19 protein-coding genes are annotated in these 16397 nt (G+C 48.7%); 11 read left to right on the top strand and 8 right to left on the bottom strand.

What is annotated here, in order from left to right:
- Window positions 1-4: 4 nt before the first annotated feature.
- The 7 genes from ACZYR9_RS01950 (at window position 5) to ACZYR9_RS01920 (ending at window position 7544) form a co-directional block, all read left to right on the top strand.
- Window positions 5-1942, top strand: a complete 1938-nt coding sequence (locus ACZYR9_RS01950) for a TRAP transporter permease (RefSeq protein ID WP_488976763.1) — start codon at window positions 5-7, stop codon at window positions 1940-1942.
- A 113-nt stretch (window positions 1943-2055) separates the two neighbouring features.
- Entirely contained in the window at window positions 2056-2976 is a 921-nt protein-coding gene (locus tag ACZYR9_RS01945) for a LysR family transcriptional regulator (RefSeq protein WP_488976762.1), read from the top strand.
- Between the two features lie 33 nt (window positions 2977-3009).
- Window positions 3010-4329, top strand: a complete 1320-nt coding sequence (locus tag ACZYR9_RS01940; protein ID WP_488976761.1) for a Rieske 2Fe-2S domain-containing protein — start codon at window positions 3010-3012, stop codon at window positions 4327-4329.
- A gap of 27 nt (window positions 4330-4356) precedes the next feature.
- Window positions 4357-5448 carry a zinc-dependent alcohol dehydrogenase gene (locus ACZYR9_RS01935; RefSeq protein ID WP_488976760.1) on the top strand — a complete coding sequence of 364 codons (1092 nt, stop codon included), beginning with the start codon at window positions 4357-4359 and terminating at the stop codon, window positions 5446-5448.
- A gap of 15 nt (window positions 5449-5463) precedes the next feature.
- Window positions 5464-5700, top strand: a complete 237-nt coding sequence (locus tag ACZYR9_RS01930) for an NAD(P)-dependent oxidoreductase (RefSeq protein ID WP_488976759.1) — start codon at window positions 5464-5466, stop codon at window positions 5698-5700.
- A 103-nt stretch (window positions 5701-5803) separates the two neighbouring features.
- On the top strand, window positions 5804-6091 hold the full coding sequence (locus tag ACZYR9_RS01925; protein ID WP_488976758.1) for a stage VI sporulation protein F: 288 nt from the start codon (window positions 5804-5806) through the stop codon (window positions 6089-6091).
- Between the two features lie 112 nt (window positions 6092-6203).
- The gene (locus ACZYR9_RS01920; protein WP_488976757.1) at window positions 6204-7544 is read left to right on the top strand and encodes a right-handed parallel beta-helix repeat-containing protein; all 1341 of its coding nucleotides are present in this window, start codon (window positions 6204-6206) and stop codon (window positions 7542-7544) included.
- Window positions 7545-7683: 139 nt separating this feature from the next.
- Here ACZYR9_RS01920 and ACZYR9_RS01915 read toward each other — a convergent pair whose 3' ends face one another.
- Window positions 7684-8028: a YolD-like family protein gene (locus ACZYR9_RS01915; RefSeq protein ID WP_488976756.1), complete on the bottom strand. Its 345-nt coding sequence runs from the start codon at window positions 8026-8028 to the stop codon at window positions 7684-7686.
- Window positions 8025-9311: a DNA polymerase IV gene (locus ACZYR9_RS01910; RefSeq protein WP_488976755.1), complete on the bottom strand. Its 1287-nt coding sequence runs from the start codon at window positions 9309-9311 to the stop codon at window positions 8025-8027. The genes ACZYR9_RS01915 and ACZYR9_RS01910 overlap by 4 nt, the downstream gene beginning before the upstream one ends.
- Before the next feature lie 224 nt (window positions 9312-9535).
- On the opposite strand from ACZYR9_RS01910, the gene ACZYR9_RS01905 reads away from it, so the two are divergent.
- Together ACZYR9_RS01905 and gloA2 are read left to right on the top strand one after the other, a co-directional pair.
- Entirely contained in the window at window positions 9536-10507 is a 972-nt protein-coding gene (locus tag ACZYR9_RS01905; protein ID WP_488976754.1) for a hypothetical protein, read from the top strand.
- Between the two features lie 360 nt (window positions 10508-10867).
- Entirely contained in the window at window positions 10868-11254 is a 387-nt protein-coding gene (gene gloA2, locus ACZYR9_RS01900) for an SMU1112c/YaeR family gloxylase I-like metalloprotein (protein WP_488977126.1), read from the top strand.
- Between the two features lie 6 nt (window positions 11255-11260).
- Here the strand turns inward: gloA2 and ACZYR9_RS01895 are convergent, their stop codons facing one another.
- Entirely contained in the window at window positions 11261-11437 is a 177-nt protein-coding gene (locus ACZYR9_RS01895; RefSeq protein ID WP_488976753.1) for a hypothetical protein, read from the bottom strand.
- A 152-nt stretch (window positions 11438-11589) separates the two neighbouring features.
- Here ACZYR9_RS01895 and ACZYR9_RS01890 point away from each other — a divergent pair, with 152 nt between their 5' ends.
- A complete protein-coding gene (locus tag ACZYR9_RS01890; protein ID WP_488976752.1) occupies window positions 11590-11856 on the top strand; it encodes a DUF1292 domain-containing protein in 267 nt (88 codons plus the stop codon).
- A gap of 56 nt (window positions 11857-11912) precedes the next feature.
- On the opposite strand, the gene ACZYR9_RS01885 is transcribed toward ACZYR9_RS01890, so the two are convergent.
- Window positions 11913-12128, bottom strand: coding sequence for a hypothetical protein (locus ACZYR9_RS01885; RefSeq protein WP_488976751.1), 216 nt, complete (start codon window positions 12126-12128; stop codon window positions 11913-11915).
- Between the two features lie 598 nt (window positions 12129-12726).
- Window positions 12727-12981, bottom strand: a complete 255-nt coding sequence (locus ACZYR9_RS01880; RefSeq protein WP_488976750.1) for a hypothetical protein — start codon at window positions 12979-12981, stop codon at window positions 12727-12729.
- A 361-nt stretch (window positions 12982-13342) separates the two neighbouring features.
- Here ACZYR9_RS01880 and ACZYR9_RS01875 point away from each other — a divergent pair, with 361 nt between their 5' ends.
- Entirely contained in the window at window positions 13343-14392 is a 1050-nt protein-coding gene (locus ACZYR9_RS01875) for an alpha/beta fold hydrolase (RefSeq protein WP_488976749.1), read from the top strand.
- Between the two features lie 190 nt (window positions 14393-14582).
- On the opposite strand, the gene ACZYR9_RS01870 is transcribed toward ACZYR9_RS01875, so the two are convergent.
- From ACZYR9_RS01870 to ACZYR9_RS01860, 3 genes are all read right to left on the bottom strand, one after another.
- Window positions 14583-14780, bottom strand: a complete 198-nt coding sequence (locus ACZYR9_RS01870; protein WP_488976748.1) for a hypothetical protein — start codon at window positions 14778-14780, stop codon at window positions 14583-14585.
- A 565-nt stretch (window positions 14781-15345) separates the two neighbouring features.
- Complete coding sequence (locus ACZYR9_RS01865) at window positions 15346-15492, bottom strand: hypothetical protein (protein WP_488976747.1); 147 nt, start codon at window positions 15490-15492, stop codon at window positions 15346-15348.
- A gap of 504 nt (window positions 15493-15996) precedes the next feature.
- Window positions 15997-16194, bottom strand: coding sequence for a Spo0E family sporulation regulatory protein-aspartic acid phosphatase (locus ACZYR9_RS01860; protein WP_488976746.1), 198 nt, complete (start codon window positions 16192-16194; stop codon window positions 15997-15999).
- Window positions 16195-16397: the final 203 nt, after the last annotated feature.

The following is a 16397-nucleotide window of genomic DNA, read 5'->3' as shown; positions in this document are numbered from 1 at the left end:
CGGAATGAAAAGAAGCACAATCTTGGGTTGGTTGTCTGTCATCATCGCATTGTATCACATTATCGTCGCAGGGAGATTTTTGTCCTGGTTCGATATCTTTATTCCCGCTCAAATGCATCGCTCCATCAGTTTGGCCAGCGCTCTGGTCGTCATCTTTATATTGTTCCGTGCCAAAGAGGTACAGGGTGAGGAGATCATTGAAAAAAACGATTCCGGCAAGCCGGATAAAGTGCCGTGGTACGATTACATTCTGATGGCATCGGCTTTACTGGGCGCAGGGTTTATCGTTTTCTTTTATGATGAAGGTTTAAGGTACAGCATGTACGGATTTCTCGATACGAAGGGCATGGTTCTCGCTCTATTGCTGTCTGTGCCATTATTGGAAGCTTCCCGCCGTATGAGCGGATGGTCTTTTCCGATCATTATTCTGTTTTTCGTCTTCGCTACCTTGTTTCAAAGCTATCTGCCCGGCATTTTGAACGGACAGGGATATTCCATGGACCGATTGTTATTCAGTTCTTATATAGGCACCAGCGGGATCTTTGGTCTGCCGTTAGGCGTCGCGGCGAATATCATCTTTATCTTTATGATATTCGGATCCTTGCTGCAGCTTTCCGGAGCGGGGAAATGGTTTATTGATTTGGCTTTAGCCATCACCGGCAGGTCACGGGGCGGCCCTGCCAAAGCCGCAGTGGTTTCCAGCGCATTGTTTGGCATGATCTCCGGTTCTCCCTCCGGGAATGCAGCGACCATCGGCATCTTTACGATCCCGATGATGAAAAAAGTAGGCTACAGCCCTAAATTTGCCGCTGCGGTAGAAGCTACAGCCTCCACGGGCGGTCAAATTCTCCCGCCGGTTATGGGCGCGATCGCGTTCGTGATGGCCGAATGGATAGGCGTTCCCTATGCGGAAGTGGCGCTTGCAGCGGCGATTCCGGCAGCCCTGTATTTTTTGATCCTGTTCATTTCCGTGCATTTTCAGGCGCATAAGGATGGGATTCAACCGATGTCCCGAAGTGAGCTTCCTCATTTTTGGGCCGTGTTTAAAAGCGGATGGTTTTATTTAATCCCTATGGTTGCCTTGACTTATTTTCTTCTTTTCGAGCATTACGACCCTGAGATGGCCTGTATTTATTCCCTGCCGTTCTTAATCATCAGCAGTTATTTTGCTAAAGACCGGAGCTGTTGGATCAACCTGGCCAAAATAAAAATGTCCTTTCAAAGCGCTATTAAAAGCTGGGTAGGCATTGCAGCCATTACCGGCGCGATCGGGATTATGGTCGGCGCTCTTGAGCTTAGCGGGCTCGGCATTAAATTCTCCGGCTTCACGCTCGATATTTCCGGCGGGAGTCTGCTGCTCACACTGCTGTTTGTAGGCGTTGCATGCTTGATCATCGGCACCGCGCTGGACTCCATACCGTCTTACATTATTTTGGCCACGCTCATGGCACCCGCTCTTATCGACATGGGAGTTCCGATCATGGCGGCCCATCTGTTTGTTGTGTATTGGGGCCTGGCGTCTTTCATTACACCGCCGGTGGCGCTGTCGGTTTTTGTGGCCTGCGGCATCAGCGGCAGCAAAATATGGGAAACCGGCTGGGTAGCGATGAGAATCGGGATAGCGGCTTATCTGGTTCCTTTTGCCTTCGTGTTAAGCCCGGGATTGATGTTAAACGGAACGCCTATGGAGATCATTTGGGCTACCTTAACGGCTATTATCGGCTGTACGCTGCTGACCTGCGGCACCTGCGGCTTCGCGCTTACGAATATGAGCCCGGTCCAAAGAATTCTCATGGCCGCTTCCGGCTTATTGTTCATTTCACCGAATTTGTATCTGATTGCCCTTGGACTAGTCATCGCGATTATCGTTTTGGCGTGGCAATGGGGTAACAGAGGCAAAAATTCGAAGAAATCGTTGGAAAATCCGCCTGCCTTGGTTTAATGAAGCATAGGAATCGATCTCCTTTGATTAGAAAATATCGATTTCACAATTCGTTTTTATCAAATTAGAATCTCATTGTAAGCGTTTATGATGAGCAGGGGGTGGACCATGACTTGGATTTAAGAAATGTTCAAACGTTTGTGCTCATTGCCAGGGAATTAAGCTTTGCGAAGGCGGCTCAAATTCTTCATCTAAGCCAGCCTTCTGTTACGGCAAGAATACAGGCGCTCGAATCGGAGCTTGGCAAATCGTTGTTTATCCGGCAGCACAGGGGCATCCAATTGAGCAAGGAAGGCGAAGCGTTTTTCTCTTTCGCACTACAAATGCTTGAGATTGAGAAGGCGGCGGAAGAGAAGCTGAAAAGCCTCAACGACGAATTGCAAGGGAAAATTATTATCGGTGCAACGGCCACCTGTTCGCTGTACCTTCTTCCGGAAATATTGGCTAAGCTGTGGCAAAAGCATCCTCAAATCGAATTTCAGGTGGTGACGGGGAACACTTCCCATATCACGGAAATGCTGATGCAAAACCAGGTCGATTTGGGAATGGTCTCATCGGACGTGAAGAAGAAGCAAATTAAGCAGGTGAATTTATGCCTTCACGATTTCGAGCTGGTATGCGGGCCTAACCATCCTCTTGTTAAACAAGGAAAAGTATCCATACAAGAGCTGGTGGAAATGCCGCTTGTCACCTATGAACAAAATTCGGACGTATGGAAGAAAATCAAGAAGCTTTTCGCCCAACACGATGCGTCCCCTAATGTAGCGATGCAGCTGAATCAGATTGAGGCGGCCAAAGAGATGGTTCATGCCTCCGCATGCTGCGTCGGTATGTTTCCGCACATCAGCGTGAAGCGTGATCTGTCGCTGGGGCGGCTTGTGAAGCTCAAGGTCAAGGAGCTGGAAGTGATCAATCAGTATTCCTCCATGATTTATATGGAGAAGAAAGAATTTTACCCTTTGATGGAACTGATGATCAACACCTTTTTAAACCATTTCAGTCTTGAGTTATCCCAAATGACGACTACAGGCTGATAGTAAAATCATGACATATAGGAGGGAACACACATGTTATCGCGCGAAGAGAATGAATTGTTGACCAGAACCGGGCCGGGCACACCGGCAGGGGAGCTATTGCGCAGGTATTGGATACCGGCCATGATTTCCGATGAGCTCCCCCGTCCCGATTGTACACCGGTCAGGGTGAAGCTGCTCGGGGAGCAGCTGCTGGCGTTTAGGGATACGAACGGAAATGTCGGTCTGATCGATGAATTTTGCCCGCACCGCAAGGTCTCTTTGTACTATGGAAGGAATGAAGAGTGCGGCATACGCTGCGTTTATCACGGTTGGAAGTTCGATACCAGCGGACAGTGTGTAGATATGCCTTCCGAGCCACCGGAAAGCAGCTTTAAGGATAAAGTTAAGATGACCTCTTATCCGTGCCGGGAGCGGGGCGGTATCGTATGGACCTATATGGGACCGCCCGAGCTGATGCCGGAGCTGCCGGAATTGGAATGGGCATTGGTGCCCGACAGCCACCGGTATACGACAAGAAGAATACAGGAGTGCAATTATTTCCAAGCGATTGAAGGGGGATTGGATTCGAGTCACATCTCTTTCCTTCATCGAAACTCGGGCGGCCAAGGGTTTATGGGGACGAAAGCATATGATAAAAGCTCGGCTCCATCCTATTTAACCCAGGATACCGCTCCGAAATTTGAAATCGAAAAATCGGATTACGGGATGATGGTCGGGGCCAAGCGCAATGCCGATCCCGGACATCTGTATTGGAGAATCACCCAATTTTTGATGCCGTTCTACACGATGATTCCGCCTTTTGAGCATGCTCCCCGCGGTGCACATGCTTGGGTTCCGATGGATGACGAGCATGTGTATACCTGGAACATTAACTGGAACCCTCTTCGGGCTCTGACGGAGGAAGAAAGGGATATTTTAAAGCAGGGCCGTGGCATTCATATGGAGCTGATCCCGGGTACGTTAAGACCGGTACAGAATAAGGATAACGAGTATCTGATTGACCGTGAGCTGCAGGCTTCCGGCAAATCATTCACTGGCATCAAAGGAATAGGCGCGCAGGACAGCGCGGTACAGGAAACACAAGGTGCGATTGCCGACCGCAGTGTGGAAAGGTTGGGTACCAGCGATGCGGCGATTATTGCCGCCCGAAGAATTATGCTGCAGGCAGTGAAAAACCTTCGGAAGGGAGTGGAGCCGCCCGCTCTCGATCCCAAATCCCATCACGTCCGTTCGGTGTCGCTTGTACTGCCGGAGGGAGTGGCCTTTCAAATCGGCGCCAAAGACAAACTGATGACACAGCCGGGCGATTATATTGATGTAGAATCTGTTCAGCAATCGGATGCGGTTTAATATTGTTTGGAAGGGAGACGGATGCCTTTGGAAACAGCGACTGCCGCGGTTCAGACTGGAGCGCTAGCGACGGAAATACGGGAATTTCAACTGCCGGATATTCCGCCTGATGCAGGTCTGCTCAAAGTGGAGTTATCCGGCATATGCGGAAGCGATTGGCCGGATTATAAAAAGGATGAGGGCCCCCGGATTCTTGGGCATGAGGTCGTGGGACGAATTGCCAAAATCGGCAAAATTGCAGAAAAACGGTGGGGTTTAAAGGAAGGCGACCGGGTCGCTCTTGAGGAATATTTGCCCTGCGGTTATTGCGACCGATGCAGAACAGGGGAGTTTCGCTTATGCGATTTTACGGACAAATGGATGGGCGGCATACGCTATGGCTCGACGAAGACCACCATCGAACCGTCATTATGGGGAGGGTACAGCAAGTATCTTTATCTTCACCCGAATTCGGTTTTTCACAGGGTTCCCGAGCAGATTCCGGCCGAAGTGGCCGCACTTGCCCTTCCTTTAGGCAACGGAATCGAATGGGCGGTGAATGAAGGGGGAGCAGGCATAGGCAAAACCGTTCTTATTCAGGGTCCCGGACAGCAAGGCCTGGCTTGTGTCCTCGCTGCCAAGCAGGCCGGTGCGGACTTGGTGATCGTCAGCGGACTTACGGCGGACAAAGAACGCTTTGGCATTGCCAGGCGTTTCGGCGCCGATGCTACGATTGATGTCGCCGCCGAGGATTTAAAGGAAAGAATCCAAGAGATCACGACAGGGAAAATGGTCGATGTCGTCATCGATGTGGCTTCCGGAGGCCCCTCAACGGTGACTGCAGGAATCGATGTCGTGAAAAAACGGGGCACGGTGATCGTAGCCGGCAAGAAAAATACAGAGATCCCTAACTTCGTGAGCGATGTCCTGGTATCCAAATATGTGGCCCTAAAGGGTGTTCGGGGTCACAGCTACGGCGCGGTGGAACAGGCTATCCGGTTTATGGCCTCCGGTAACTTTCCGCTTCATGAGCTTTGCACGCATACATTCGGTTTAGATCAGGTGGACTTGGCGCTCAAAACGGTTGGGGGGCAAGGCTTGCCGGGAGCGATCCATTGCTCTGTCGATCCGTGGAATTAGAGGAGGCGGAATCCATTGACGGGTAAAGGAACACAAGATGTCGATCTTTCGTATTTTAAAGGAAAAACGGTGGCCATTCTTGGATATGCCGATCATGGCCGGGATCATGCTCTTAAATTAAGAAACAACGGAATCCGTGTGGTGGTGGCCTTAAGGCATGAAGTCCCCTCGACGGGTTGGGTGGAAGAGGGCTTCAGGGTCGTATCCGTATATGAAGCGGTTGATGAAGCGGATGTCATTCAGGTGTGGTAATGAACGCATAATAAAATAGGTACACATGGCCAAGCCCTCCGTCATAGACTTACTGTGTGGGATGGAAGTCCACTCTACTTACGTAATGCGGAGGTGCAGCTCAATGAGCTATACAAAGTACGGTTTTGATCCCGCGCAGGTGGAGAGGATCAAGCTAAAGATGAAAAACCCGGAAACGAAGGAACGCGTCAAGATGATTTTGAAGGGCGTGAACAAGTACGATTTGCAGGACCGGGTGAAGGTACGCCGTTTTGTCGGGATGCTGACCAAGACGCTGGGCGAGAAGGTAACGGAGCAGCAGACGGAGCATTTGGTCAATTTCGTCATTTCCCAAAAAATTGATCCGAACAATACGTTTCATTTGATTAAGTTGTGGAGCATGTTCCGCTGAGGCGGGACGTGTTCTTTTTTCTATGGCTTGAAAGAAGGAGACGTTGTCAAGCTGCGGTGCAAAAGTTATAATTTTGAATAGATTGCTAGTTTTTGTCATAGGGGGAGAGAGGATGTCACATTCGGAAAAGCCGGAGCAAGACAGCAAATCGTTGACGCGGCGCCAACTGCTCGCCACAGTCGGTTCAGCCACGGCGGGAATGATGCTGGCGGCGGGTTCCGGCTGGGGTACGGCGTCTGCCAATGCACTGCCGGGCGTTCAGCGTGAGGTAACGCCGGCGTGGTTTAATGTGAAGGATTACGGGGCGAGCGGCGGCCTGCGAGCCGACTTGGACGATACGCTTGCCATCCAATCCGCCATGAATGCCGCTTCCAGGGCCGTAGGCGGGGGGACCGTCTATTTCCCTCCAGGCACCTATTATTTGAAAACGAGTCTTGTGCTTTATCCCAAGGTCAGGCTGCTTGGCGATTCCAATCAAGCATCGGTGCTCAAGGCCATGCAGCCCTACCTGGCGATGGTGGTTGGCAGCGGGGTTAAGCATGCCGAGGTGGTCAATCTGGGCTTTGAGGGCACCGGCAATTTGTATCAGGAAGGCTTTAATAAACCGGAACGCGCGTTGGAGCTCAAAGATAGTGAGCATGTTCAGATCCGCAACTGCTCTTTCACCAGGATTATCAACGGTATACAGCTGACGGACTGCAGGCATGTCACAGTGAGCGGCTGCTTGTTCTCGGCTCTGCTTACAGCAGAGAATGACAATGAGGGATACGGTATCGTAGCTGAATCCGGGGAAAGACTCCGGTTTACGGAAAACCATTTTGCTCAGCTTCCCAAAACCTGCATCTATCTATCGGCAGGGTGCTCCTATTCGACCATAGCCGGTAACACGGCGGAAAAATGCAAGGACGCCTTCGTCATCGTATCGTCAAGACTGAAGCCCTGCTCACATAACCGGATTGAAGGAAACACGGTTTCCGGCGCCGGGTTGGGCAAGAATGAGACGAGCTGTACCCACGGGGTCCTGCTGCGCAACTACAGTACGGACAATCTGATTCAGCACAATGTGATTTCCCGGGCGGCGCTTACGGGCATTAGGCTCGAAGGAGTGGGGGCGGCAGAGCTGGAGCGTCCGGCGGGTAATCTCATTTCCGGAAATAAGGTTGATGGCACGCCGGAAGGCATTGTCCTGCTGAACAGCGACGGCAATGCCGTGACAGGCAACGACGTCCGGCGTGTGCAAACCGGCATCCTGCTGAACACCGCAGGTGAAGGAAGCGGAGCCCGCAGCCGCAGCAACCTGGTGTCAGGTAATACGCTGTTCAGCTGCTCCTCGGCGGCCATCCGGCTCGCTACCGCCCGCTGCGAAAGCACTACGGTATATGGCAACGCCGGTGCGGCAAATAGCGAAAACCTTGCGGATCAAGGGACGGATACGGCCAACGCCGGCTTCTGACGGATAAAGTCCGATGATGCCGGGATTGAAGCGGTGAGGCCAGCGGTTAGGAGCATTCCTCGCTTTGCAGTCCTTTTCTTATGAAAGCGCGGGATAGGAAGCGAGCGAATGCTCCTGCTGCGGGAAGACGGGGCCCGCCTTACAGCAGCTCTGTGCCGATCACGTCTGCAAGCCTCACCCATGCGGAGCCTTCACTGCAGCGCACCTTGATCCGTCGCAGGTGCAGGTCCACCTGCACAATCGTACAGTCGATCGATGTGCGTTCACCGTGATCAAATAGGGTCAGGCGCAGCGCTGCATCTTCCTGGAGCGCCGTACCGAGCGTCTGTCCAAGCTCCTCCAAGCGCTGCTCGTCAAGTGTTGGCTTCTCGTGCCTGCCCAGCTCGCGTCGGTGCCGGAGCAATTGCTCCTTATGCTCAGGCAGCATCATGCGCGAGGATTCCCAGAGGATGTTTTTGCCGGGTGTGAGCTTGTTGTCTTTCATTTATAGTGTCCTCCGATTTTCAATGATCTCTCCATAGCCTGACCGGCTGCCGTCAGCGAAGAAGCCCGTACAATGGCTGAACTCCCATACCGGTTTTTTATACCGTCGGTTACTTTCTCTAAAGATCTGTTCTTCTCCTGATTCTCAAATAAGGTAAGCTGATAATGCTGATCGTTGGTCAGCCGGCTTAAGGTGACGCCGAGGCGGCGTACCGGCATATGGTCCCAAAAGCGATAAAAAAGCTCCTTCACGGCCTGGAATACCGTATTCGTATGATTCGTAGGGTCCGGCAGCTTCATCTGACGGGAAAATCCGGTCGGTGCCTCGTAAGGGCTGCACATGCAGCTGACCGTCACTACGGAGCCCATATATCCTTTGCGCCGGCAGTCGCGGCAGACCTCCTCCGTAAGCTCGAGCAGGATCGTATCGACCTCTGTCGTATCGGTGTAATCTCTAGGCAAAGTCATCATGTGACCGACGGATTTGGGCTGCGTATCAAAGGTTTTGGGGGTAACCGGACTTTCATCCAGGCCGTTCGCCGTTCGCCACATCACTTCAGCATGGATGTCCGACTGTTTGCCAAAGTAGGCACGAAATTTATCTTTAAGGCGCGGAAGCGGCGTTCTTGCGATATCGCCAATGGTATGCATTCCAAGGCGGGTAAAGTGAGCCGTCATACGGGATCCGACTCCGAACATCTTATTTACGGGCTCGGGCCACAGCAGCCCCTCTACATCGGAAGCGGGTAAGGTAAACACGCCGCTCTGATTTTTTTTAGCCCATATATCGGTTGCGATTTTAGCCAGTATTTTGTTGGAGCTGATCCCGATTCGTACCCATACTCCGGTTTGACTCAGGACCTTCTGTTGAATCGATTGGGCAATCGCTGCAGGGTCGCCAAAAATAGACAGGCTTGCCGAAACGTCCAAAAACTGCTCGTCGATACTAAATACTTCAACAAGGTCCGTATACTCTTCATAGATTTGTGTAATCATCAGTGAAACGTCGATATAATGCTGCATGCGGGGACGTATCACTACCAGATCCGGGCATTTGTTCAGTGCTTCGCCAAGCCGTTCGGCTGTAGTTACGCCATAGCTTTTGGCTATCGGACAAGCAGCCAGGATGATTCCGGACCGGCGTGCGGGATCTCCCGCTACAGCCACGGGCTTATTTTTGTATTCCGGGTAATCCGCTTTTTCTACACTGGCATAAAACGATTGGCAGTCCGCCAGCATGATGGTGCGCTTGCTCTGTTTGGAAGTTGAAACGGAATTCAGCATATGCTGTTCACCCTCACTCATGGAACGTATGTTCTTATCATACATAGAATAGCGAACAAACATTCGCATTTCAAGAGAGATTTTCAGGTAAAATTTTCTGATACCCGATTTTGGGGTAAGAAGGTACTGAACATGAGCGGGAAAAGCCTGAGATGCCATTTCTGCTCTATCCATGGGATGGTCTATACTCCCAATGGAAGGAATAGGTTAGGGGAGATCAAACGATGCTGGATGTGATAAGTGGGAATATCGCGTATACACACGTCAAATGGTTTACCAAAGAGGACCGAACGCTGCCGATCCCCACGTTGGAGGTGCTAACGCCGTCGTTTTTATTTTGGTTGGGGGTAACGCTTGCCGGGCTGCTTGTGTCGGCCCTGCTCAACGACTCCCTGGAACGGGTCGGTTTTATCCGGCGGATACACGGAGTATTGGACACATGGAAGCCGTACGTTCCGAACATTTTGCGGATCGGGCTGGGGGCCGGACTGCTGATGCAGCTCGTCTATTCATCTTTTCTGGCTCCGGAATTTGCAGCGGATGCTTTGTGGATCAAAGGCATCGTCGTGCTGGCCTTAGCCGGCCTTCTGCATCAAAGATGGCTTCCCCTAAGCGGCGCCGCTCTGGCTTTGTTATACGGGTATGCGCTGCTGGAATACGGGCTGTTTCACGCGTTGGATTATATGTTCTATATCGGAATCATATATTACCTGTTCGTAGCGGGGACAAGGTGGAAGCCGACGGCGACGCCGGTGCTGTATTTGTTTACGGGCTTATCGCTTGCCTGGCTGGGATTGGAAAAAATAACGATGCCTGAAAAGTCCTACGACATTATTCACAGGTTCGGGATTCCAACGTTCGGCTTTGGTATGGAGGATTTTGTGCTGATCAGCGCATTTATCGAGCTGGGGCTGGCCTGGACCTTCATTGTAGGCATCTTGCATCGGTTTATTTCGATCGTCGTCACGCTCGTGTTTATCACGACGACAGCCGTATTCGGCTTCATGGAAGTGGTGGGGCACACGATCATACATACGCTGCTGCTCATGTTTTTGATTGTAGGCGATGGCGTCTTCAAAACGCCTTTCGAATTTCACCATTCGCCGCTTTGGCGTTATTTGTTCGTGCTTGTAAACTTCTGCGTGCTGTTATTTGGATTGATGATGTTGTATGTTTGGATGGGTCATAACCTGTGAGGAAGATCAACGATGAGTCACGCTCGAACTCTGCTTCAAGCCGTTCAAAGCATGGAGATGATTGATCTGTCTCATGTGCTGGAAGAGGATATGCCGCCTACCTGGTATCCAAAAACATAAAAGCGGTCGGATGCGATACGCTGGCCATTGACAGCTCAGCCTCAGGGAACCATCCGGCCCATGATGAGCTTCTTGGAAACGGCATTACGATTTTTGAAAATCTGAAGGGATTGGACCGGATTGCCGGATAATCCTTCTTTATCGAGTTTCCTCTCAAGATTAAAGGCGGCTCCGGCTCACCGGTTCGGGCGGTCGCTTGGATCCCGAAGAGCTAAACAGGAGGTTTGTCCATCCATCATGCTGAACATCAATAAAATACATCACGCCGCGATCATTTGCTCCGACTACGAGAAGTCCAAATTCTTTTATACGAAGGTGCTCGGCCTTCCGTTGCTCCGCGAAACGTACCGGGCAGAGCGGAATTCCTATAAGCTGGACCTGCTGGTCGGAGAGGATCATCAGATTGAATTGTTCTCTTTTCCGGGCGCTCCGCCAAGACCCAGCTACCCGGAAGCGCAGGGGCTGAGGCATTTGGCTTTTGAGGTGAATGATATCGAAGCGGCGGTCCAAAAGCTGAAAGCTCAGGGTGTTGTTGTCGAGCCTATCCGTATCGACGAAACCACGGGAAAGCGGTTCACTTTCTTTTCCGACCCGGATGCCCTTCCACTCGAGCTGTACGAGAAATAACGTATTTTAGGACTGCTTATTTTCATTGGATTCGCCATCGAACGTATGCTGGATATTATCCATCGTCTGTTCAACGAAATCATTCAACAAATCGGTTGCGGCTGTGTCCTGCTGATCGGGAGGTGTATTGATTCCGGCAGCGGTGTTGGATGTCTCGTTTAAATAGTCCTTTTTATTTTCCATTGGATGTCTCGTCCTTTCAGGGATTTTTATCCTTTGTATGTTGTACGGAATCCTTTCTTTGTATTCAAGCGATTCCGCAGGATGCAGATCCTTTGTACAATCGCGGCAAAATAGGTTAAGATAGAACCTACAACCGAAGGAGGAATATACAAATGGCAATTGAAGTTGGCGAAGTATTTACCCTTGTAGACGAAGAAGAAGTCGAGCAGGAAGTCGAGGTGCTGGGCTCGCTTGATATCGATTCCCGGCATTACATAGCTGTTGCTTACCTGGACGAGCTTGAAGATGAAAATAGAGGGGAAGAGGAAGTTGATATCTTTTTCTTGCGTGTGGACGAAAACGATGAGCTTTCTATGATTGAAAGTGACGAGGAATTCGAAAAAGTATCCCATGCGTTTGAAGCCGCTATGGAGGAATAAGAGCTGTAACGAAGGAGCGCTTCCCATAAAAATGGGGCGCTCCTTCATTTTATAAATTACGGCTTATCGCCGGCTTGTGACGGGCTATTGTTTTTCCAAACGACGGGCTTGATTCGCGGCTTACGGTTTGATGCCCAATGAATGACTTTTTCCAGTACGGTCTTGTTTCTCTTCTCATTGAGGATCTCTTTAATTTCTTGCATAAGATAATATAAGCGAACTTCTTCGCTTTGCTGTGTGCTTCGCAATTCTTTATAGATGTTGGATTTCAAGTTGTAATCACCCTTGTCATATTGTGTCGATATTAGACCTTTAGAACTAGTTACATTGTACCATTAAATTTTCTTTGGAATAGCTGTTTGGGATATTTTGTATATCATTTTTTTTTATAAATGGAATCAATTTAATTTTTTAGGGGGTGCCGAACAGGACATGCATAAAAGATAAACCGTAAGCTAATGCTAGCTATAACGGTGAAAAGAGAGGTGTGGTTCCGTTGGGCGATCTAACGAGAAATACCGGGGAAGGTGTTATTGAATCTAAATAGATAGTGAGGGGATGTGCCTTCAGCACGTTAATGTAGTATCCGTACTGCAGAAGTGTGGGACAGGTAAAAAACCAAGCTTTCGCAGGGTTCAATGCAGCAGTACCAAATTCAATTCACCGTTGAAAAGAACTCCGAAAGGGGTTCTTTTTCTTATGATCCGGCGGCTATAAAACCATTCAGGACCCCGTCTCTCGACGAGGTCCTGAATAACGCTCAATCATTTCTTTTCTCTTTTTATACAAATACTTATTTTAGCGTAAACCCCTGGTTGATGCGCAAGGTTACAGAGGTAGGACGGAGATTGTGAAAAATCGATGTGGAATCTAAAGCACCTCATATGCGGGTTCCGCCGAAAAAAATTCAACGAGTATAAACCTGTAATGCAGCTTGAACATTTTTGCGATTCCTTTGGCGCAGATCATCGCTTCTTTTAAAGAATCCCAAATATCTAATAAGCCGGATTGTTCAGAGCCGTCAAATTTTAACCCGGATACTTTAACGATATATTTACGGGATGCATCGACAGATATGGTTATAGAATTCAATGATTTCAAATGGGTTAAGGTCACGCCATTCATGCCGTTCATCCTTTCAGATCGTTGTGCGCTTCAGTGTTATTATCTGCATTCTATACGTAGCAAATCTTTATTACAATCCCCCAATTGGGGGATATGAACGGGGGAGCGCGATGAAATGGTTCAGTTTATGAGAGAGGGCATCGTCGACAATTGTGCCGTCCGGTTAATAGGTGTTAAGTTCAAATTGCTCAATATTTGCTCTATTGAAGTCACCCTGTACAGAATATAATTATGCGATGTCAGTTGAGATAATTGAGAAGAAATTCATATCCATATTGTATCAATCTGATCAGACAGTACACTAGACGTTTTATCTAAAATTTGATAATATTCAGACATCTTTTAAAAGGAGGTTTTTTCCGTGATCGAGGTTCCATACTATTCGCAAGAAAATCATGGTCCTTATGAGATGTATTCTTTAGGTGATTTCGCGTTGGAAGAGGGTGGCGTCATCCCAGATTGCAAGCTGGCTTACGTGACCTTCGGCGAGCTGAATGTGCAGAAGAATAATGCCATTTTGATCCCTACATGGTTTTCCGGAACCACCAAAATCATGGAAAGCTATATCGGGCCGAACCGGGCGCTTAATACGGACCGGTACTTCATCATCCTAATCAATCAAATCGGCAACGGCCTTTCCAGTTCACCTCACAATATGCCCGAGCCGTATGGAATGGCCAGTTTTCCGAAGGTTCGCATCGGCGATGATATCCGTGCCCAGCACCAACTGGTGACACAGAAGTTCGGCCTACAGGAGCTGGCTCTTGTTGTCGGTGGGTCTATGGGAGCTCAGCAAACGTACGAATGGGCGGTGCGCTACCCCGATATGGTCAAGCGGGCGGCTCCGATCGCAGGCACAGCCAAGAATACCCATCATGATTTCTTATTTACCGCGACACTCATGGAAGCGATTACATCTGATCCGGGCTGGAATAACGGCAGCTATCGCTCCGTTACAGAGGTAGTTGACGGACTCAGGCGGCACGCCGACATTTGGGCGGTAATGGGTTTATGTACCGAGTTTTACAAGCGGGAAGGGTGGAGGCTGTTCGGAGTCGAGTCGTTGGATGCGTTCATGCAGGACTTCATGCACCCGACCTTCAGGGTCATGGATCCTAATGCTTTGCTCACCATGGCGTGGAAATGGCAACGGGGGGATGTTAGCCGAAATACGGGAGGCGATTTGAAGGCAGCTCTCGGCCGAATTAAAGCGAAGGTGTTCGTCCTGCCCATCGACACGGATATGTTCTTTCCGCCGAAGGATTGCGAGGACGAGCAGAAGCTTATACCCGGCAGCGAGCTGCGGGTCATCAGCAGCCTGTGCGGACACTTCGGATTGTTCGGCACGGAGGAGGCGTATTGGAATCAACTGGATCAGCATCTTAGCGAACTGCTGGCGACACCCGTATAAAGGTAGTGAGCTTACATAAAACGATTCGGGCAGGGTATCAGGAAATCGCCGCTCTCCTTTCGGCAACGGAAGTGAGCGGCGGCATATGAGGATGGAAGCTCGTGAACATTCAAAAACATAGTATGAGGTTGTTATTTCGGCGAAAAAAAGAAGCGGTTTGCTCTTTCTCACCAATTTACATCTGAGTTATCTATCTAGATGATTTCACTTTTACTTTCTGAGTGTCATTCTTGTATAAACGCTTCAGCAGCAATGGGGTTGCACTTAGTTCAGAAAACATGCCAATTTCAGAAAAGCTTAATACTATCAAAAATGGCAATAATCCGATGGCTAAAACAGCGATAAGTAATCCGATGGACACGCTCAAAAACGATTTGCGGATTGACATATTACCATCTCCCATGGTGTGTGTTGATTTCATCATAGCTCGAAAACGAAGAGGCCACAACTATAATATGATGATGCTTGTCAGATGTCTGGGAGCGATTTTTCAAAAGACGTGGAGGAACATCGGTGAGTAATCACGGGTTGGAGGAAGGAGTAGAACGATGCGGCGATGACGAAGCATGGCGGAATTCCAAAGATGCAAGAACACACAATGCAGACATAAGTCTCCTACATCGAAACTGAACTCCGCCGGGATAAAAGGAAAAACAAACAAATGTTCAATAAGAAAGGAGGTTTGGATGAGGAGGGGCAAACGCAATAGGGTTAGGCAGCATGAGATATACGAAAACGAGAGGAAGAAGATAGCGGGAAGGCATTGGACGGCTGGCAGCAATTGCTCAGACCATTCAGGAGCATTAAGTCTGACCACCATTATAGATAGAATCATCTAGGAGGGGGCCATTTCCACTGCCCTCTGTTTATTACGGGGAAGGAAAGCTGTATAAAAATCAAAAAGGCAGTCGGGTATTTTTGCCTGACTGCCTTAAATCCCATCTTAATGAGGATTACTCCCCTTTATCCTGATTTTCGACCAATTCATCTTGATCGCTTCCCCAGATATAGTCAATCCCGGACTTATTCATAGATTGGGCATTTTTTGTGATATTACTGTTGATGTCTTGTTTTTGGTCAGTGCTTTCTTTGTTATTCATGACCTATTGCTCCTTTCATCAGACCACTGGTGGAAATTCATGTATTACGGTTTCCAATTTTACTATTTTTATGTGTGGAGATGCATCTGAATGCTGAGGTCTAGAGCACATGGAATCATTCAATTTATTGATGGAGGGGTTAGGATAGAGGATGTATGCGGATAAAACTTCTAAAGCAGTGACCCCGCATCAAAATCGTAAATTATATAACAAATATAAAATCGCAACGAGCAGTATTGAACGGATCCACCGACTTAATGAGCAAATCGACGTTCGGTTGGAAATTACATATGGACGCTGCTTCATCTAACTGACACCTTGAAATTAATGGGTTATTATCGGTTCACGTAAGTGGACATGTTGAATGGGGGCAGGGTCCCTGTAATATCTCTTAGAAAAAGATAAAGGAAAGTATATGTAAAAGCGAAGAGAATAAACCAGTGGGGCTGATCGCATTTAAGTAAGGAAGAATAACGAGCAGTGATCAATAAAGCGAAATAGAGGTTAAGCAGATGATTTGCTTATACCAATCGGTTTTGAAGTTTTTTTGTTTACTAATCGCTGCCATCGAAGAAGATAAACATCCAATTGTTGACTAATTGCTATGACTTCACTATCTAGCATAGTTTCTTTTTCTAATGCTAATTGAATCATTTGTTCACGTAACCCTTCAATTAATTCCATTAAAGATGATTCTGACACTTTGAATTCGCTCCCTCAATCACTAGTTAATCACATTATAGGATATTTTGTAAGGAAATGTATGTAAGATTTTAATGTTATTTTGAACATTCTGTTAATTTAAGGGGTTATCATATCGCATATAAAAGAAAGAAGGAAGGGTTAAATTAGTTCTTACAAGTTCACACACGTGGCGAGGCTTATCGTTTAATCCTGCCCCAAAC

It is taken from the genome of Paenibacillus sp. F024, assembly GCF_057814255.1.
Note: the sequence above shows the minus strand (reverse complement) of the source record. Positions and strands in the feature narration are given on the sequence as shown.